Here is a 17,874-nt window from a genome sequence, read left to right as displayed (position 1 = left end):
GACTACTCGCCTGCCGCGCCGCTGCGGGCGGCGTCGAGCCGCTCCCGGGCGCCGATCAGCCACTGCTCGCAGCGGGCCGCGAGGGACTCGCCGCGCTCCCAGAGCGCGAGCGACTGCTCGAGGGTGGCGGAGCCCTGCTCGAGCTCGCCGACCACGCGGATCAGCTCGTCGCGAGCCTCCTCGTAGGAGAGGGCTTGCACGTCGGGGGAGGGCGAGGAGGCCATGGCTCAATCCTATCGATCGGAGACGGAGGGATCGGCGGTGCCGCCGGTCCCGGCGTCGTGCTCCACATCACCCGAACCTGTGGAGGAGGGGACGCGGGCCGCGGCGGCCGCACCCGAGGAGGAGGGACCCGAGGAGACCGCGTCGAGCGCGCCGTCGGCGACCGTCACCGTGACGAGGGAGCCCTGCGGAGCATCCGTCGCCGCCCGCACGATGTGCCCCGCGTTCGGCCCGGAGACCGACTGCACGATGGCGTACCCGCGGTCGAGCGTGCGCTGCGGCGACAGGGCCCGCACGTGCGCCACCAGCTCCCGCACCCGGTTGCCCTCGCGTTCGAGCACGCGGCTGACCAGCTCCTCGCCGCGGGCGACGAAGCGGGTGAGGTCTTCCGAACGGGAGTCGATGATCCAGGCCGGGTTCGACAGCGCCGGGCGCGAGCGGATCTGCGTCAGCCGGTCGACCTCGATCGAGACGGTGGCAGCGACCCGGGTGCGGATGCGCGTGCGGGCCTGATCGACCCGCATCAGTTCCTCGGTGACGTCGGGCACGACCCGCTTCGCGGCATCGGTGGGGGTGGAGGCGCGGAGGTCGGCGACGAGGTCGAGCAGCGGAGCATCCGCCTCGTGGCCGATGGCGCTGACGATGGGGGTGGTCGCCGCCGCGGCCGCGCGCACCACGGCCTCGTCGCTGAAGCCGAGCAGGTTCTGGAAGTCGCCGCCGCCGCGGGCGACGATGATGACCTCGACCGCCGGATCGGCGTCGAGCAGCTCGATGGCCGCCACGACCTCGCGGGCCGTGCGGTCGCCCTGCACGGCCGCGTGCACGACGCGGAACCGCACAGAGGGCCAGCGCAGCTGGGCGTTGCGGAGCACGTCCTTCTCGGCGTCGCTGTCTTTGCCCGTGACGAGGCCGACGGTGCCCGGCAGGAAGGGCAGCGAGCGCTTGCGGCCGCGGTCGAACAGCCCCTCGGAGGCGAGCTGCGCGCGCAGCCGCTCGAGCCGTTCGAGCAGGTCGCCGAGCCCGACGTGCCGCATCTCGAACACCTGCATCGAGAGCGAGCCGCCGCGCACCCAGTAGCTCGGCTTGATCAGCGCGATCACCCGGTCGCCCTGCTTGAGGTCGGCCGGCAGCTTCGCCTTGACCGACGACCAGATGGTGAAGCTCACGGTGGCGTCGCCCGACAGGTCTTTCAGCTTTCCGTAGACGTTGCCGCCCGACACGCCCCACTGCGTGATCTCGCCCTCGACCCACGCGGTGCCGAGGCGCTCGATGTAGCCGCGGATCTTCTGCGCCAGCTCGCCCACGGGCCAGGGGTTCTCGAGCGTCGGCGGCCCCGACGAGAACGAGGGGGCGGGAGCGTCGGACACGTCTGGTTCTCTCCTTCAGGCCTTCACCCAGTTGTGCTCACGTAGAATCGAAGGGTGAGCAACGCGACGACCATCAGCCTGCCGATGCCGAGGATTCCCGGCCTTCGCAACAGGCTAAAGGATAACCCGGTGACCGGTCACAAGCGTGTGCTGCTGGCAGCCCCACGTGGCTATTGTGCAGGAGTGGACAGGGCGGTCGTGGCCGTCGAGAAGGCGCTCGAGAACTACGGCGCCCCGGTCTACGTGCGCAAGCAGATCGTGCACAACGTGCACGTCGTCTCGACCCTCGAGAAGCGCGGCGCCATCTTCGTCGAGGAGATCGACGAGGTGCCCGAGGGCGCCCACATCGTGTTCTCGGCCCACGGCGTCTCGCCGGCGGTCGTGCAGGGCGCCGCCGACCGCGGCCTCCAGGCCATCGACGCCACCTGCCCGCTGGTCACGAAGGTGCACCGCGAGGCCGTGCGCTTCGCCCGCGACGACTTCGAGATCCTCCTCATCGGCCACGAGGGCCACGAGGAGGTCGAGGGCACGGCGGGCGAGGCCCCCGAGCACATCACCCTGGTCGGCAGTCCGGATGCGGTGGCCGACATCGAGGTCAAAGACCCCGACAAGGTGGTCTGGCTCTCGCAGACGACGCTGTCCGTCGACGAGACCATGGAGACGGTGCGCCGGCTGCGGGAGAAGTTCCCGAACCTCCAGGACCCGCCGTCGGACGACATCTGCTACGCCACCCAGAACCGCCAGGTCGCCATCAAGAAGGTCGCGCAGGGCGCCGACCTCGTGATCGTGGTCGGTTCGGCCAACTCCTCCAACTCGGTGCGTCTCGTCGAGGTCGCCCTCGAGTACGGCGCGAAGGCCGCCTACCGGGTCGACTACGCCCACGAGGTCAAGCAGGAGTGGCTCGACGGCGTCGAGACGGTCGGCGTGACCTCCGGCGCCTCGGTGCCCGAGGTGCTCGTGCAGGAGCTGCTCGACGACCTCGCAGCGGCCGGCTACGGCGACATCGAGACCGTGCAGACGGCGGAGGAGGACCTCGTGTTCTCGCTGCCGAAGGAGCTGCGCCGCGACACCGCGGGCAACCGCGACGCCCGCGCGCTGGGCGGCCGCCACAGCGCGTAGCGGCTGCGGCTGCTGGGCCGGGCCGCTAAGGCGTCGGCGTGATCGTCACGACCGCCGGCAGCGTCGTCAGTGAGTCGAGCAGCTCCGGCGCCTGCGAGAACGCGATCGCCACGCAGATGCAGGTGATCAGGAACGACACCACGGCCGCCGTCAGCGGTACCCAGAACGCGAGCTTCTGCCGCTTGATCCGCCGGATCGACAGCCACACCGTTCCCGCGATCAGCAGCACGTGCAGCACGGCGCCGGTCACGCCCGTGACGCGCGTGACCTCGTTCGCGGGATAGCCGCCGAGCCCGAAAGCGGCTCCGGCCGTCGTCATGTAGCCGTTCAGGTCGAGCAGCGTGGCGACGCTCGATCCCACCGAGAGGGTGCCGAGAACGAGCAGCACGATCGTGATGTTGACGTCGACGGCGAGGCCGCGTCGCGGGGCCGGGACCGGTTCGGCACCCGGCGCCGGGTCGCCCTCGGGAGCACCCGTCGAGGAGCGCGCGGCACGAGCATCCGGAGCCGGCCAGCGCGGATCGACCGGGGGCCGGCCCGACGGACGAGCGACCGGAGCCGGTGCCGGAGAGGTCTCGGCCTCGGGGACGGGGTCGGGGGTCGCCTCTTTCGGCGGCTGCCAGACCCAGCCCTCGGGGGCCAGTTCTCCGTACTTGGGCTTCGGTCGCTCGTCGGTCACGCGGTTCCCTGCTCGGTGGTTCGGTGCTGGACGGCGGCTCCTCGGGGGGCCGCCGCGGGTTACTTGCCGGAGTGGCCGGCGGAGCCCAGCTGCTGGGTGGCCTCGACCACGCGAGCGGCCATGGCGGTCTCGGCGATCTTGCCCCAGGCGCGGGGGTCGTAGACCTTCTTGTTGCCGACCTCGCCGTCGACCTTCAGCACGCCGTCGTAGTTCTTGAACATGGTGTCCGCGATCGAGCGGGTGAAGGCGTACTGGGTGTCGGTGTCGATGTTCATCTTCACGACGCCGTTCTGCACCGCCTCGTGGATCTCGGCGTCGGTCGATCCCGATCCGCCGTGGAAGACGAGGTCGAGGGGCTTCGGGCCGTGGCCGTACTTGGCGGTCAGTCCGTCCTGGATCTCCTTCAGCAGCTCGGGCTTGAGCTTGACGTTGCCGGGCTTGTACACGCCGTGCACGTTGCCGAAGGTGAGGGCGGCCATGTAGCGGCCGTTCTCGCCGAGGCCGAGCGCCTCGACGGTCGCGATCGCGTCGTCGAGCGTGGTGTAGAGGTGCTCGTTGATGTCGTGGCTGACACCGTCCTCCTCGCCGCCGACGACGCCGATCTCGACCTCGAGGATGGCGTTGATGGCCTTGGTGCGCTTCAGCATGTCCTCGGCGATGCGGAGGTTCTCACCGAGCGGCACGGCCGAGCCGTCCCACATGTGCGACTGGAAGATCGGGTCGCGGCCGGCCTTGACCTCCTCCTCGGAAGCCGCGATCAGCGGCAGCACGAAGTCGGCGAGGGCGGGCTCGGGGCAGTGGTCGGTGTGCAGCGCGACCGTGACGGGATAGTTCTTGGCCACCTCGTGCGCGAACGCGGCGAAGGCGAGGGCGCCGGTGGCTCGGGCCTTGACCGTCTGGCCGGCGAAGTAGTCGGCGCCACCGGTGGTGACCTGGATGATGCCGTCCGACCCGGCCTCGCTCAGGCCCTGCAGCACGGCGTTCAGCGTCTGCGACGACGAGACGTTGACGGCGGGGTAGGCGAAGGCTCCGGCCTTGGCCTTGTCGAGCATCTCGGCGTACTGGTCGGGGGTTGCAATGGGCATGTCATCTCCTTTGGTGGGCAGAGCGGCCGGCGAGCGAAGCCGTGCGCTCCAGCCGGTGCCGTGTCAACGACGAGTCTAGCCAGCCACCGGGCTCTGGCCAGGCGGATGCGCGTGGGCGGCGGTTCCCGCCACGGCCCACCCGGATAGGCTGGCGGGGAACCCTCGGAAGGAACGTCGATGAACGACAGCGCACCTCTCTATGAGAATCCCGACCGCAACCTGGCGATGGAGCTGGTGAGGGCCACCGAGGCCGCCGCCATCCGGGCTCAGCCCTTCATCGGCAAGGGTGACAAGAACGCCGCCGACGGTGCTGCCGTGGATGCGATGCGCAAGTTCCTCGGAACGGTCGACTTCGCCGGGGTGATCGTCATCGGCGAGGGCGAGAAGGACGAGGCGCCGATGCTCTTCAACGGCGAGCACGTCGGCACCGGCCGCGGGCCCTCCTGCGACATCGCGGTCGACCCCATCGACGGCACCTCGCTCACCGCCGCCGGCCGCCAGAACGCCATCTCGATGCTGGCCGCCTCCGACCGCGGGTCGATGCTCGACGCCTCCAGCGTGTTCTACATGAACAAGATCGTGACGGATGCGGACGGCATCGGCGTGATCGACATCGACCGGCCGATCGGCGACAACATCCGGGCGCTGGCTGCGGCGAAGGGCAAGGACGTCGGCGACATCCGCGTCGCCGTGCTCGACCGGCCGCGGCACGCGCAACTGATCGAGGACATCCGCGCGACCGGCGCCGGCACCCGGCTGATGCTCGACGGCGACGTCGCCGGCGGGATCAACGCGGCCCGGTACGGAACGCGCATCGACATGTGCGTCGGCATCGGCGGGAGCCCTGAAGGCGTGGCGACGGCGTGCGCGATCAAGGCGCTGGGCGGGTTCATCCAGACGCGGCTCGCTCCGAAGGACGACGAGGAGCGGCAGAAGGGGATCGACGCGGGGCTCGATCTCGACATGATCTACGGGGCTGACGATCTGGTGCGGAGCGACAACACGTTCTTCGTGGCCACGGGGGTGACCGACGGGGGGCTCGTGGCGGGGGTGAAGCGGCTGGGGCCGATCATCCGGACTGAATCGATCGTGCTGCGGTCGCACTCGGGGACTATTCGGCGGATCGAAGCTGATCACCTTTTGGAGAAGTGGCTGTAGGCGGGCTTCCGGTCGCTGGGCCGGGTGATATTCCACCTCAGCCTAAGGGTTGAGCGGAGCTCAAAGGCGGCTGAGGCGGAACATCACCCGGCCCAGCGACCGGTGTTCTGGGTGGGATTGAGTTAGGCGTTGGCGGCTTTGTCGTCGCCGAAGTCGAGGGTGACCACCGTGGACGGGGTCGTGGGGTGAGACGACTCGTGGTCGAGGTAGTCGGCGTCTCGCTTCGCATCGGTGTGGGGCGAGGCAGCCTCGAGTTCGGTGCGAACGTCGTGGGTCGGGGTGCCGTCGGCCGGCGCGGACTCGGCGGGGGATGGGTCGGCGGGGGCGGCCGCCTCGAGTTCGGCCAGGAGTTCGTGGCCCGAGAGCTCGCGGGGGGTCTCTTCGAGGGGGGCGAGCTCGGGGAAGAGGCTCTCGGAGGAGAGGGCGCCGAGCTTGCGGGCCGTGGGGAAGACCTGGCGCTCGAAGGAGCCGATGAAGGCGTTGTAGTCCTTCACCGTGCGGTCGATCGTGCGGCCGAGCTTGTCGATGTGCGAGGCCGTCTTGCCGAGGCGCGTGTAGAGCTGCTGGCTGAGGTCGAAGAGCTGACGCGCCTCCTGGGTCAGTACGTCTTGCTGCCAGCTGAACGCGACGGTCTTGAGCACCGACCACAGGGTGACCGGGGACGCGAGGGCCACGCGCTTGCCGAACGCGAACTCCATGATCGACGGGTCGGCCTCGAGTGCGCTCGACACCAGCGACTCGCTCGGGATGAACGCGATCACGAGCTCGGGGGAGGCCTCGAGCCCGTTCCAGTAGCCCTTCGTGCCGAGCGCCGTGATGTGGCTGCGCAACGCGGCGACGTGCTTCTTCATCAGCTGCGTGCGGCGGTCGCTCTCGGCGCCGGTGGCCGACGCCGGGATCGACGAGGCCTCAAGGTAGGCATCGAACGGCACCTTCGCGTCGACGGCGATGTTCTTGCCGCCCGGAAGGTGCACGACCATGTCGGGCCGGCCCACGCCCGAGTCGCTCTGGATGCTCGTCTGCACGTCGAAGTCGACGCGCTCGATCAGCCCGGCCGCCTCGACGACGCTGCGCAGCTGCGTCTCGCCCCAGACGCCGCGCGTGCTGTTGGACCGGAGGGCCGACGCGAGAGACTCGGCCGTCGAGCGCAGGCGCTCCTCGGACTCCGTGGCCGACTTGAGCTGCTGCGAGAGCTCGCCGTACTGCTGCTGGCGCTGGGTCTCGAGCTCGACGACCTTCGCCTGAACGGCCTTCAGGCTCTCCTGCACCGGGCTGAGCGCCACGAGCACCTTGCTGTCTTCGTCGATGCGGGCGGCCTCGGCCTCCTTCAGCTCGGTGAGCCGGCGCTGGAAGTCGGTGAGGCGCTCCTCGAGACCGCGGATCTGCGCCTTGTACTGCGCATCCTGCTGGGCGAGGCGCTCGCGCGCCTGCTCCTTGGCGAACTCGAGCTGCGCCTCGAACTGTGCGGCTGCAGCGGCGGCCTGCTCGCGGTGGGCGCGCGACGCCGACTCGATCTGCTCCCGATGGGCGAGCGAGCCGATGTCGACCTGCTCGCGCAGCGCGGTGGCCGTGGCGTCGACCGCGGCCAGGCGGCTCTGCAGCGCCGCCCGCTCGTCGACGAGCTGCTCGACGCGACCGCGCACCTCGGTGAGGTCGGCGGTGCGTTCGGCCAGCGCCGCGTCGACGGCCGGGTCTGCCGCGGAACGAGCATCCGCCCGCCGACTGCGAGCGAGCAGCCACCCGCCGGCCACACCGAGGGCGAGGCCCAGCAGGAGACCGATGACGAGGGGGAGGAGTGCGTCCATGCCCCCAGTGTGTCAGCGGCCACCGACAACGGCGGATCGCCACGTCGACACGCCGTCCCAACGTCGGCCCGAAGCCCTAGGCTGGCGTGATTCAGCTCCATCGATGAAGTACTCCCGTTCCCATCGAACAAGCCCGTTCCCACCGAAGAAGTCAGGAATCATGTCAGACGATGTCTCCACCGGCCAGCTGCCCGTCGTGAACCACTGGGTCGGCGGGGCCGAGCTCGTGTCGACGAGCGGCCGCACCGCCCCCGTGTTCGATCCGGCCCTCGGTCGCCAGTCCAAGAGCGTCGCACTCGCGAACGCCGCCGAGATCGATGCCGCCGTCGCCGCCGCGAAGGCCGCCTTCCCCGGCTGGCGCGACACGAGCATCACGAAGCGCCAGCAGGTCATGTTCGCGTTCCGCGAGCTGCTGAACGCGCGCAAGGGCGAGCTCGCCGAGATCCTCACCGCCGAGCACGGCAAGGTGCTCTCCGACGCCGCCGGCGAGATCACCCGCGGCCTCGAGGTCGTCGAGCTGGCCACGGGCTTCCCGCACCTGCTGAAGGGCGAGTACTCCGAGAACGTCTCGACCGGTGTCGACGTCTACTCCACCAAGCAGCCGCTCGGCGTCGTGGGCATCATCAGCCCGTTCAACTTCCCGGCGATGGTGCCGATGTGGTTCTTCCCGATCGCCATCGCGGCCGGCAACACGGTCGTGCTGAAGCCCTCCGAGAAAGACCCGTCGGCCGCGAACTGGCTCGCCGAGCTCTTCAAGGAGGCCGGACTGCCCGACGGCGTGTTCAACGTGCTGCACGGCGACAAGGAGGCCGTCGACGGCCTGCTGAACCACAGTGACGTCAAGAGCATCTCCTTCGTCGGCTCCACCCCCATCGCGCACTACATCTACGAGACCGCGGCCCGCAACGGCAAGCGCGTGCAGGCCCTCGGCGGGGCGAAGAACCACATGCTGGTGCTCCCCGACGCCGATCTCGACCTGGCCGCCGACGCCGCCATCAACGCGGGCTTCGGCTCGGCGGGTGAGCGCTGCATGGCCATCTCGGTGCTCGTCGCCGTCGATACCATCGCCGACGAGCTGGTCGCCAAGATCCAGCAGCGGATGTCCGGTCTGAAGATCGGCGACGGCCGCCGCAACTGCGACATGGGCCCGCTCGTCACCGAGGTTCACCGCGACAAGGTGGCCTCCTACATCGACATCGCGGCGACCGACGGCGCCACCGTGGTCGTCGACGGCCGCGGCATCGAGGTCGACGGCGACGCCGACGGCTTCTGGCTCGGCCCGACGCTGATCGACGACGTGCCGACCACGAGCAAGGTCTACCTCGACGAGATCTTCGGCCCGGTGCTCTCGGTGGTGCGCGTGCACTCCTACGAGGAGGGCGTCGACCTGATCAACAACGGCGCCTACGGCAACGGCACGGCCATCTTCACCAACGACGGCGGGGCGGCCCGCCGCTTCCAGAACGAGGTCGAGGTCGGCATGATCGGCATCAACGTGCCCATCCCCGTGCCGGTCGCCTACCACTCCTTCGGCGGCGTCAAAGACTCGATCTTCGGCGACTCGAAGGCGTACGGCCTCGCGGGCTTCCGCTTCTTCACCCAGGAGAAGGCGATCACCTCGCGCTGGCTCGACCCCTCGCACGGCGGCATCAACCTGGGCTTCCCCCAGAACTAGCGAAGAGCTCCGGATGCGCGGGGCGCTGCTCCGGGCGGGCAGGCCCCGCGCACCCCGAAGCTCGGCGCGCGCATCCGGAAGCTAAGCTTGACGCTCGTGGCTCTTACTATCGCGATCGTCGGACTGCCCAATGTCGGCAAGTCCACCCTGTTCAACGCCCTCACCAAGAACCAGGTCCTGGCGGCGAACTACCCGTTCGCCACCATCGAGCCGAACGTCGGGGTCGTGAACCTTCCCGACCCGCGGCTGGACAAGCTGGCCGAGATCTTCAGCAGCGAGCGCATCCTGCCGGCGCCGGTGTCGTTCGTCGACATCGCGGGAATCGTGAAGGGTGCGAGCGAGGGCGAGGGGCTGGGGAACAAGTTCCTGGCGAACATCCGCGAGGCCGATGCCATCGCTCAGGTCATCCGCGGCTTCGTCGACGACGACGTCGTGCATGTCGACGGCAAGGTCGACGCCGCGAGCGACATGGAGACCATCAACACCGAGCTCGTGCTCGCCGACCTGCAGACCCTCGAGAAGGCGGAAGCGCGCTTCGAGAAGGAGGTCAAGGGCAAGAAGCTCGAGCCCGTCGTGCTCGCCACCGCGCAGGAGGCCCGCGCCTGGCTCGACACCGGCAAGCCGCTCTCGGCGTCGTCGATCGACCTCGCGCCGATCAAGGAGCTCGGGCTTCTGACGGCCAAGCCCTTCATCTACGTCTTCAACGTCGACGAGGGCATCCTGAACGACCCGGCCCGCAAGGGCGCGCTCGCCGACCTCGTGGCCCCGGCCAAGGCGATCTTCCTCGACGCGAAGCTCGAGTCGGAGCTGATCGACCTCGACCCCGCCGACGCCGCCGAGCTGCTCGAATCGACCGGCCAGGAGGAGAGCGGCCTCGACCAGCTCGCCCGCATCGGCTTCGACACGCTGGGTCTGCAGACCTACCTCACCGCGGGCCCCAAGGAGTCGCGCGCCTGGACGATCGGCAAGGGCTGGACGGCCCCGCAGGCGGCCGGCGTCATCCACACCGACTTCCAGAAGGGCTTCATCAAGGCGGAGGTCATCTCGTTCGACGACCTCGTCGAGACGGGCTCGATCGCGGAGGCCCGCTCGCGCGGCAAGGCCCGCATCGAGGGCAAGGACTACGTCATGCAGGACGGCGACGTGGTCGAGTTCCGCTTCAACAACTAGCACTCGCGTCTCGCCCGGGCACTACCAGCCCTGTGACCCGGGCGTGCCTTTGAAGGGCCCGACGACAGCGCGAGTGACCCAGCCCCCGTAGAAGCCTCCGGGTTGCGGCGTCACGACCTCGCCGTCGACCGTGCACTCGTCCATCTGCTGGGCGTAGACGGCGACGCGGTCTCGGAGCTGCTCGAACCCGGGAGACGGCTGCGGGTAGTTCCATGCACTCGCCGGCCGCACCTCGTCACCGCCGCGCACGTCGAGATACCGGGCGGCGCCCTTGAACTCGCAGAACGACGAACCGTCGGCGGGGGTCAGTGCGCCGGGTGCGAAGTCGGTGATCGGGAGGTAGTAGACCGGCGGATGGCTGGTCTCGAGCACCCGCACGGCGTCTCGGGTCTCGACGACGAGCTGTCCGCCCAGCCGGACCGTGACAGGCGCGGTGACGCGCTCGACTCGCGGCGGCCGCGGGTAGTCCCAGACAGACTCCTGCCCTGACGCGGGGATCTCCGGACGCGGTCGGTGCACCTCTTCACTCTATGTCAGCGTCACACCGTGTCAGCAGTGCTTCACTGGAGCATGGCCGCCTCGCCGATGTTCCCGCTCGGGTCAGTGCTGTTCCCCTTCATGCCCATTCCTCTGCGGGTGTTCGAGCCCCGATATCTCACGATGGTCGGGCGGTTGCTCGACGAGGACGAGCCGGGGTTCGAGTTCGGTGTCGTCCTCATCGAGCGCGGACCGGAGGCCGGGGGTGGCGACGAGCGCGCCTCGGTCGGCACGATGGCGCGGCTCGTGAGCGTCGCCGCGGGTGCCGACGGCCTTCTGATCGTCGGCCTGGGCACCCGGCGGTTCACGGTCGAGCGCTGGATCGACGAGGACCCGTACCCCCGGGCCGAGCTCTCGATGCTGCCGGATCTGGAGTGGTCGGAGGAGCTCGCAGCTCTGCGGGCCGAGGCTGAAGCGGTCGTCCGGCGTGCGATCGCCCGCGTCACGGAGTCGGAGTCGGGGTCGGAGTCGGGGTCGCAGTCGGAGGACGACATCGAGCTGTCGGAGGATCCCGGCACTGCCGTGTGGCAACTGGCGGCGATCGCTCCGCTCGGAGAGTACGACCGGTACACGCTCGTGAAGTCCACCTCGATGGAGGATCTTCTGCGTCGGCTGATCGGCCTGGTCCTCGAGGCGGAGGTGCTCTGGTCGGCCGAGTGAGGCACCACCTCGTCGAGTCCGGATCCGGTGATCGGGCAGCGGCGCCGACATCGCGTGCACCGGGCCGGTGCCGCGACTGGTCCGCTGCCGTGAGCCGCGGCTCAGGCGTCGGCGCCGGAGCCGTCGGCGGCGCCCGGGGCGCCGACGGGTGGGGTGATCGTGGGCTCGTCGGTGAGCTGGTCGGGCACGGCGGTGCCGGCGGCGAGTTCCGGATGCTCGTCGGGCTCGGTTCCGTCGGGGGCGGTGTCGGGGGCAGGGGTGTCGGCGTCGGTCATGAGGGACTCCTTCGCAGCTCGGTCGAGGCGGCAGGCCCGAGGGCCGGGATCGTGACCTCAACCTAGGACTGCGACGGCGGGGCGGCAACGGCGGCCCCGTGCTGGGGCGGGCGAGGCGCGGCAACGGCGGCCCCGTTCTGGGGCGAGCGGGGCGGGGGAGCGGTGGATAGCGTGAGGCCGTGATCGCTGAGCTGAGACCCGAGACCATCTGTGCCGGGGACGAGAGGTTCGAGGGAGCCGTCGTCGAGGGCGTGTTCAACGCGATGGTGGCCGGCGGGCGGCCGGTGGCGGTGGTGCGGCCGCGCAACGAGGCCGAGGTCGTGCAGGCCGTGCGGGATGCCGCCGCGGTGGGGCAGCGGGTCGCCGTGCGCTCGGGCGGGCACAGCTGGGTTGCGGCGTCGGTGCGCGAGGGCGGGGTGCTGATCGATCTGGGTGAGCTCGACGGGATCGCGGTCGACGCCGAGGCGATGGTCGCGACGATCGGGCCGGGGGTTCGGGGGAAGGCGTTGTCGGCGGCGCTCGAGGCCAAGGGGCTGGCGTTTCCGGTGGGGCACTGCGGCGATCCCGGGGTGGGTGGGTTCCTCCTCGGGGGAGGGCTCGGGGTGAACTGGGGGGCGTGGCTTCCGTCGTGCTTCTCGATCCGGAGCCTCCGGGTGGTGACGGCGGACGGCGAGCTGCGGACGGCGTCCGTCGACGAGAACCAGGACCTGTTCTGGCTGGCGCGGGGTGTCGGGCCCGGGTTCCCGGGCGTCGTGACGTCGTTCGAGGTGCAGCTCCGGCCGGCGCCGGCGGAGGTGCGGGTGAGCACGTGGACGTATCCGCTGGACGAGCTGGCCGCCGTCACGAGGTGGGTGACCGAGGCCTCGGCGGGGCTGGAGCCGAATGTCGAGGTGGCGGTGGTGACGCAGGGAGTGGGGCGGCCGGGAGGGACCGCCGAGCATCCGCTGGTCGTCGGAGTGGCTGCCACGGCCGTCATCGAGGCGCACGGCGACGGCGACGGCGACGGCGTGACCGACGCGCTCGCGCCGCTCGGCGACGGCGCGCCCGGGCTCGTGCCGCTCGGGCGGTTCGAGGGGCCCGCGCGTCTGAGCGAGCTGCACGTGCCCGTCGACGCCACCTACCCCGAGGGGGCGCGGTACCTCGCCGACACCTTCTGGACGCACCTGCCCCTCGACGAGGCGATGGCACCGCTCGAGGCGCTGATGGCCTGCGCGCCGTCGGGCAAGAGCTACGTGCTGACCGGGATGCCCGCGAACGGCCGCGGCGCCGAGCTGCTGCCCGTGGGAGAGGCGGCCTACGGGCTGCACGACACGACAGTCCTCATCGTGTACGTGATCTGGGACGACCCGGCCGACGACGCCGCGAACCGCGCCTGGCTCGACGAGGTCGCCGCCGCGCTGCTGCCGACGTGCACGGGGCACGTGCTGAGCGAGGCCGACATCCGCGAGCACCCGGAGCGCATCGCGCGCTCGTTCCGCGACGAGGACTGGCCGCGCATCCGCGACCTCATCGCCCGCTTCGACCCCGACACGCTCTTCCACGGCTTCCCCGAGACGGCGCCGGTGGGATAGGCACCGGCGGGATAGGCCCCGGCGCGACCCCGCCACCCGCTACTCTCGGAGGCGCGAGGGCCGCGGAGGGCGGCCCCGGCCCGGGGGAGCAGCGCCATGCAGACGCACGTCAGCCATCACAACCACATGATCACCGTCGTGAAGAACGGCAAGCTCAACCCCGACGTGCGGCTGTGGACGGGCATCGCTGCGATCAGCGTCGCCGTGCTCACCGCGAGCGAGTTCCTCGTGCAGGTGCTGCTGGTGGGCGCGCGCCCCGCCCTCGACGACGACGCGGCGCTGGTCGAGTTCATGGCCCGAACGGCCAATCAGACGCTGTTCACGATCCTGATCGACACCTTTCTGATGGCGGCGCTGCTCGTCTTCCTCTCGGGGTTCCGGCAGCTCATCACGCACACCCGGCCCGACCTGCAGTGGGTGGCGAACATCGCCTACGGCGCCGGGGTGCTCTTCATCGCGGTGACGCTCGTCGGCGACGGGCTCGAGGGCGCGACCGCGCTCGACACCACCGACCTGCGGCCCGACGCCTCGTCGCTCCGGGCGTTGACCGTGGGCCACACCCTCATGTTCGGGTCGATCGGATGCACGCTCAACGCCCTCGTGGCGGCCGCCGCCGGCTACGTGACCCTCGCCTCCGGTGCCCTGCCCAAGTGGACGGGCTACATCGCCTACGCCGTGGCGGTGCTGAACGTGCTCACCGTGCCGATGATGTTCGGAGGCACGAGCCCCGACAGCTTCTTCGCTGCCGGGGGAGCGGCGACCGCGATGCTGGCGACGTTCCCGTGGCTGGTCTGGGTTACCTGCGTGGGGATCGTCGCCATCCGCGACCGGCGGCGGCTCGAGCACCTCTCGCCCGACGTACGCGCCGCGCTCGACTGAGGCGGGGCGGGGCGGGCGAGAGGCAGCGACGCCGCGCAAGCAGCGCGGGTCAGCGCAGCGGCGCCGAGGTGCCGGAGGCCGCCTTGAGCTCGTCGTCGGTCCATCGCTCGCCCGAGCCCTCGCCGGATGCGGCCGACTCGTCCACCGATTCGAGCCCGGTCGACACCTCGTCGTCGGCGCCCTTCTTCTTCTTGTTCACGACCGGACGCGGCCCGCGTCCGGCGCGGTACACCGAGGTCTCGAGGCCCGGGTGACGGCGGGTCTGCACCACGAACAGGATGATGCCGAGCAGCACGGCCGCGAACGACGCCCACACGTTGGCCGGCACGCCGAGGAAGCCGTCGCTGGACGGATCGATGCGGATCGACTCGAGCCAGGCGCGGCCGAGGCCGTACCAGACGAGGTAGAGGGCGAACAGCTTGCCCCAGCGCAGGCGGAAGCGGCGTTCGAGGGCGAGCAGCAGCACGACGCCGACGAGGTTCCAGATGATCTCGTAGGCGAACAGCGGGTGGAACAGCGTGCCCTCGGGCAGGCCCACCGGGAACGCGCCGTTGGTCGACTCGATCTCGAGGCCCCACGGCAGCGTGGTCGGCAGGCCGAACAGCTCGTGGTTGAACCAGTTGCCGAGGCGTCCGATGGCCTGGGCCACGAGCATCGCCGGCGCGAGCGTGTCGGCGAACGACCAGAGCCGGATGCCCGCGAAGCGGCAGCCGATCGCCGCCCCCACGGCACCGCCGATCAGCGAGCCGTAGAGCGCGTTGCCCCCGTCCCAGATCTGCACGACCCGCCAGAGGTCGGCGCCCTCGTAGAAGTAGTCGCTCCCGTGCGTGAGCACGTGGTAGATGCGGGCGCCGACGATGCCGAGCGGCACCGCCCAGAGCACGATGTCGATCACGACGCCCGGCTCGCCGCCGCGCTTGGTGAGCCGGTGGTTCACCATGAGCATGGCGGCGACGATGCCCGCGAGGATGAAGAGCGCGTAGATGTGGATCGTCAGGGGCCCGATCTGGAACTGCGAGAACTCCAGGGGAGGGCTGGGAATGCTGAGCGGGCTGAGAGAAGGCACGCTGAATTCTAAAGCTTCGCGACACGAGAAACAGAACCTTGTAGCCGTGGGGCCGGGTTAGCGGCTAAGCTGGTCTCAGTTGTTGTGTTACCCATGAATCTTGAATAGGGTCATTCGCCGCTTTTCTCGCGGCGAGCGGCTTGCTTTTCTGAGGAGCGGAACAAAGTGCACCGCGACGGTAGGTTCCGACAAGCGGAACCGCTTACCTCGAAAAGAGAAAAATAATGGCTCAAGGCACCGTGAAGTGGTTCAACTCCGAAAAGGGCTTCGGCTTCATCTCCCCCGATGACGGTGGAGAAGACGTCTTCGCCCACCACTCGGGCATCAACGGCTCCGGCTACAAGAACCTCGAAGAGAACCAGCGCGTCGAGTTCGACGTGACGCAGGGCCGCAAGGGCCTGCAGGCCGAGAACATCACCCCCCTGGGCTGATCTCGCCTCACCCCCATCGCCCTCGGCGATGAACGAGAACCCGTGTCCTGACAAGGACGCGGGTTCTTTTTTCGTCCCCTGCCGGGGGTTACGCAGGTTCGGCCCCTAGGTTGAGAACATCTACAGGGCATCTGCTCGAACACCGCGGTTGTGAAGCCGAACCCGAATTCAGTGACGAGGCCTTGTGACCATCACGAGCAACCCCTCCCCCCGCGCGACGACTCCCCGTAAAGCCGGTGCCGCGCACCCCACCGCCGCCTATTCCGAGCTGCTGTCGACCGTCCGCGACATGGGCCTGCTGCGCAAGCGCCAGGGCTTCTACATCGGAATGTTCGCGGCCCTCATGCTCGCCCTGGGCGGAGCCGTGACCGGCTTCGTGCTGCTCGGCGACACCTGGTACCAGCTGCTGATCGCGGGCGCGCTCGGCATCATCTTCACCCAGTTCGCCTTCCTCGCCCACGAGGCCTCGCACCGCCAGGTCTTCGCGTCGAACAAGGCCAACGACCGCGCGGGCCGCACGCTCGCAACCGCCTTCGTGGGCATGAGCTACACGTGGTGGATGTCGAAGCACACCCGCCACCACGGCAACCCGAACACCGTCGGCAAGGACCCCGACATCGACCGCGACACAGTCTCCTTCCTCGAGAAGGACGCAGCGGCCACGAAGGGCGTCGCCGCCCTGATCACGCGGAAGCAGGGCATCCTGCTCTACCCGCTGCTGCTGCTCGAGGGCTTCAACCTGCACTTCCACTCGTTCAAGACCCTGTTCAGCCGCAAGCCCGTCGAGGGCCGTGCGCTCGAGCTGACCTTCATCGGCATCCGCCTGATCGCCTACCTCGCCGTGGTCTTCTACTTCCTGCCGCTCGGCATGGCCTTCGCCTTCGTCGGCGTGCAGGTCGCCGTCTTCGGCTTCTACATGGGTGCCTCGTTCGCGCCGAACCACATCGGCATGACGATCTTCCCGGCCGGTTCGCGCATCGACTTCCTGTCGAAGCAGGTGCTCTCCTCGCGGAACATCGGCGGCGGCTGGGCCATGACCATCGGCATGGGCGGGCTCGACCTGCAGACCGAGCACCACCTGTTCCCGAACATGGCCCGCCCGAACCTCGTGAAGGCTCGCCCGGTCGTGCAGGAGTACTGCGCGACGCACAACATCCCCTACACCCAGGTGTCGCTGCTCGCGGCGCACAAGGCGGTCGTCGTCTACATGAACAAGGTGGGCCTGTCGGCTCCCGACCCGTTCGACTGCCCGCTGGTCAATCAGTACCGGGTGCGCCGCAGCTAGGCGGGCCCGCTGTCAGGGGCCGCGGCTATCGTGAAGGCGTGAGCCGCACCCACCGCCCCCTGACCCTCCTCGTAGCGACCGCGTTCGCCGGCACGGCCCTCCTCTGGGCCGGGTTCGGCGGGGCGGTCGCTTCGGCGTCCGCCCACGACTCGCTGGCCAGCGCGACGCCCGGCGACGGCGACTCCATCACGGCCGACCCCGGCTCGGTGGTGCTCGGCTTCAGCGATGAGCTGCTCGTGCAGCCAGGCGGCACGACCGACGGCTTCGCGGTGCAGATCGTCGACAGCGAGGGCCTGCACTACGAGTCGGGCTGCGTCACCCTCGACGGCAGCAGCGTCTCGGCACCCATCGCCCTGGGCGACGCGGGCGGCTACCAGGTGCTCTGGCAGGTCGTGTCCTCCGACGGCCACCCGACCAGCGGCCAGTACGGCTTCGACTACGAGCCGGCCTCGCTCGAGGGCGCCCACGACGGGCTGACGAACCCGCCCACCTGTGGCGCACCCTGGGCGGGTGAGCCCGACGAGGGAACCCCGGCCGTGACCACCCCGTCCGACGCGGCGGCTGTTCCGACCGAGGCGGCGGCGACGGATGCTCCCGCCGCCGATGAGGCCCCCGCCACCCTCCAGGCCACCGAGACGGCCGGGCCGGTGTCGGGCGAGCTGCAGCAGGCCGGGGCGATGCTGCCGTGGCCGGTCATTGTGCTGATCGTGCTCGTGGGGCTCGGCGCGATCGCCGCCATCGTGGTGCTCACCATCCGACGGAGCCGCGGTGGGGGCTTCGGCGGCAGCTGAGCCCGCGCTATGCTGGCCCGAGCACCTCACGGCGCCGCCCACGGGCAGCACCTCACGGCTCAGCCCCCGGGCAGCGCCTTCAACTGAATACCGCTGGCC

18 protein-coding genes are annotated in these 17,874 nt (G+C 70.0%); 10 read left to right on the top strand and 8 right to left on the bottom strand.

From position 1 onward, the window contains the following. Window positions 1–2: 2 nt before the first annotated feature. A complete protein-coding gene (locus BJ984_RS15305) occupies window positions 3–224 on the bottom strand; it encodes an exodeoxyribonuclease VII small subunit (protein WP_179548722.1) in 222 nt (73 codons plus the stop codon). Window positions 225–233: 9 nt separating this feature from the next. Beyond that, entirely contained in the window at window positions 234–1,589 is a 1,356-nt protein-coding gene (xseA, locus tag BJ984_RS15300) for an exodeoxyribonuclease VII large subunit (RefSeq protein WP_179548721.1), read from the bottom strand. An 84-nt stretch (window positions 1,590–1,673) separates the two neighbouring features. Between xseA and BJ984_RS15295 the strand changes: the two genes are divergently transcribed. After that, on the top strand, window positions 1,674–2,708 hold the full coding sequence (locus BJ984_RS15295; RefSeq protein ID WP_179549502.1) for a 4-hydroxy-3-methylbut-2-enyl diphosphate reductase: 1,035 nt from the start codon (window positions 1,674–1,676) through the stop codon (window positions 2,706–2,708). Between the two features lie 25 nt (window positions 2,709–2,733). Here BJ984_RS15295 and BJ984_RS15290 read toward each other — a convergent pair whose 3' ends face one another. Together BJ984_RS15290 and fbaA are read right to left on the bottom strand one after the other, a co-directional pair. Further along, entirely contained in the window at window positions 2,734–3,387 is a 654-nt protein-coding gene (locus BJ984_RS15290) for a DUF6264 family protein (RefSeq protein WP_179548720.1), read from the bottom strand. A 59-nt stretch (window positions 3,388–3,446) separates the two neighbouring features. Further along, window positions 3,447–4,472: a class II fructose-bisphosphate aldolase gene (fbaA, locus tag BJ984_RS15285; RefSeq protein WP_179548719.1), complete on the bottom strand. Its 1,026-nt coding sequence runs from the start codon at window positions 4,470–4,472 to the stop codon at window positions 3,447–3,449. A gap of 177 nt (window positions 4,473–4,649) precedes the next feature. Between fbaA and glpX the strand changes: the two genes are divergently transcribed. Then, the gene (gene glpX, locus BJ984_RS15280; protein ID WP_179548718.1) at window positions 4,650–5,630 is read left to right on the top strand and encodes a class II fructose-bisphosphatase; all 981 of its coding nucleotides are present in this window, start codon (window positions 4,650–4,652) and stop codon (window positions 5,628–5,630) included. Window positions 5,631–5,752: 122 nt separating this feature from the next. On the opposite strand, the gene BJ984_RS15275 is transcribed toward glpX, so the two are convergent. After that, window positions 5,753–7,435, bottom strand: a complete 1,683-nt coding sequence (locus BJ984_RS15275) for a DNA recombination protein RmuC (RefSeq protein ID WP_179548717.1) — start codon at window positions 7,433–7,435, stop codon at window positions 5,753–5,755. Window positions 7,436–7,595: 160 nt separating this feature from the next. On the opposite strand from BJ984_RS15275, the gene BJ984_RS15270 reads away from it, so the two are divergent. Both BJ984_RS15270 and ychF read left to right on the top strand, forming a co-directional pair. After that, window positions 7,596–9,110, top strand: coding sequence for a CoA-acylating methylmalonate-semialdehyde dehydrogenase (locus tag BJ984_RS15270; RefSeq protein WP_179548716.1), 1,515 nt, complete (start codon window positions 7,596–7,598; stop codon window positions 9,108–9,110). Window positions 9,111–9,206: 96 nt separating this feature from the next. Further along, window positions 9,207–10,280 carry a redox-regulated ATPase YchF gene (gene ychF / locus BJ984_RS15265; RefSeq protein WP_179549501.1) on the top strand — a complete coding sequence of 358 codons (1,074 nt, stop codon included), beginning with the start codon at window positions 9,207–9,209 and terminating at the stop codon, window positions 10,278–10,280. A 21-nt stretch (window positions 10,281–10,301) separates the two neighbouring features. Here the strand turns inward: ychF and BJ984_RS15260 are convergent, their stop codons facing one another. Further along, window positions 10,302–10,799, bottom strand: a complete 498-nt coding sequence (locus tag BJ984_RS15260; RefSeq protein WP_179548715.1) for a DUF427 domain-containing protein — start codon at window positions 10,797–10,799, stop codon at window positions 10,302–10,304. A gap of 51 nt (window positions 10,800–10,850) precedes the next feature. On the opposite strand from BJ984_RS15260, the gene BJ984_RS15255 reads away from it, so the two are divergent. Further along, on the top strand, window positions 10,851–11,477 hold the full coding sequence (locus tag BJ984_RS15255) for an LON peptidase substrate-binding domain-containing protein (protein WP_373877446.1): 627 nt from the start codon (window positions 10,851–10,853) through the stop codon (window positions 11,475–11,477). Window positions 11,478–11,578: 101 nt separating this feature from the next. Here the strand turns inward: BJ984_RS15255 and BJ984_RS15250 are convergent, their stop codons facing one another. Then, the gene (locus BJ984_RS15250; protein WP_179548714.1) at window positions 11,579–11,752 is read right to left on the bottom strand and encodes a hypothetical protein; all 174 of its coding nucleotides are present in this window, start codon (window positions 11,750–11,752) and stop codon (window positions 11,579–11,581) included. 179 nt (window positions 11,753–11,931) lie between these two features. Here BJ984_RS15250 and BJ984_RS15245 point away from each other — a divergent pair, with 179 nt between their 5' ends. Both BJ984_RS15245 and BJ984_RS15240 read left to right on the top strand, forming a co-directional pair. Further along, the gene (locus tag BJ984_RS15245) at window positions 11,932–13,323 is read left to right on the top strand and encodes an FAD-binding oxidoreductase (protein ID WP_179548713.1); all 1,392 of its coding nucleotides are present in this window, start codon (window positions 11,932–11,934) and stop codon (window positions 13,321–13,323) included. A 96-nt stretch (window positions 13,324–13,419) separates the two neighbouring features. Further along, entirely contained in the window at window positions 13,420–14,202 is a 783-nt protein-coding gene (locus tag BJ984_RS15240) for a hypothetical protein (RefSeq protein WP_179548712.1), read from the top strand. A gap of 49 nt (window positions 14,203–14,251) precedes the next feature. Here BJ984_RS15240 and lgt read toward each other — a convergent pair whose 3' ends face one another. Then, on the bottom strand, window positions 14,252–15,268 hold the full coding sequence (gene lgt, locus BJ984_RS15235) for a prolipoprotein diacylglyceryl transferase (RefSeq protein ID WP_179548711.1): 1,017 nt from the start codon (window positions 15,266–15,268) through the stop codon (window positions 14,252–14,254). A 224-nt stretch (window positions 15,269–15,492) separates the two neighbouring features. On the opposite strand from lgt, the gene BJ984_RS15230 reads away from it, so the two are divergent. From BJ984_RS15230 to BJ984_RS15220, 3 genes are all read left to right on the top strand, one after another. Beyond that, window positions 15,493–15,699, top strand: a complete 207-nt coding sequence (locus BJ984_RS15230; protein WP_173181437.1) for a cold-shock protein — start codon at window positions 15,493–15,495, stop codon at window positions 15,697–15,699. Window positions 15,700–15,883: 184 nt separating this feature from the next. After that, window positions 15,884–16,984, top strand: a complete 1,101-nt coding sequence (locus BJ984_RS15225; protein ID WP_373877435.1) for a fatty acid desaturase family protein — start codon at window positions 15,884–15,886, stop codon at window positions 16,982–16,984. 38 nt (window positions 16,985–17,022) lie between these two features. Then, window positions 17,023–17,775 (top strand): copper resistance CopC family protein, encoded by a 753-nt coding sequence (locus tag BJ984_RS15220; RefSeq protein ID WP_179548710.1) that lies wholly within the window; start codon window positions 17,023–17,025, stop codon window positions 17,773–17,775. The last annotated feature ends 99 nt before the right edge of the window (window positions 17,776–17,874 follow it).

The organism is Herbiconiux flava, assembly GCF_013409865.1.
GTDB lineage: Bacteria > Actinomycetota > Actinomycetes > Actinomycetales > Microbacteriaceae > Herbiconiux > Herbiconiux flava.
The sequence above is the reverse complement of the archived record's forward strand: the minus strand, read 5'-3'. Positions and strand labels throughout refer to the sequence as shown.

Bases quoted from the DNA above. Each gene is read 5' to 3' on its own strand.
- BJ984_RS15305 (WP_179548722.1), bottom strand. From the start codon at position 224: ATGGCCTCCTCGCCCTCCCCCGACGTGCAAGCCCTCTCCTACGAGGAG.
- glpX (WP_179548718.1), top strand. From the start codon at position 4,650: ATGAACGACAGCGCACCTCTCTATGAGAATCCCGACCGCAACCTGGCG.
- BJ984_RS15275 (WP_179548717.1), bottom strand. From the start codon at position 7,435: ATGGACGCACTCCTCCCCCTCGTCATCGGTCTCCTGCTGGGCCTCGCC.
- BJ984_RS15240 (WP_179548712.1), top strand. From the start codon at position 13,420: ATGCAGACGCACGTCAGCCATCACAACCACATGATCACCGTCGTGAAG.
- BJ984_RS15295 (WP_179549502.1), top strand. From the start codon at position 1,674: ATGCCGAGGATTCCCGGCCTTCGCAACAGGCTAAAGGATAACCCGGTG.
- BJ984_RS15270 (WP_179548716.1), top strand. From the start codon at position 7,596: ATGTCAGACGATGTCTCCACCGGCCAGCTGCCCGTCGTGAACCACTGG.
- BJ984_RS15230 (WP_173181437.1), top strand. From the start codon at position 15,493: ATGGCTCAAGGCACCGTGAAGTGGTTCAACTCCGAAAAGGGCTTCGGC.
- BJ984_RS15255 (WP_373877446.1), top strand. From the start codon at position 10,851: ATGGCCGCCTCGCCGATGTTCCCGCTCGGGTCAGTGCTGTTCCCCTTC.
- BJ984_RS15250 (WP_179548714.1), bottom strand. From the start codon at position 11,752: ATGACCGACGCCGACACCCCTGCCCCCGACACCGCCCCCGACGGAACC.
- fbaA (WP_179548719.1), bottom strand. From the start codon at position 4,472: ATGCCCATTGCAACCCCCGACCAGTACGCCGAGATGCTCGACAAGGCC.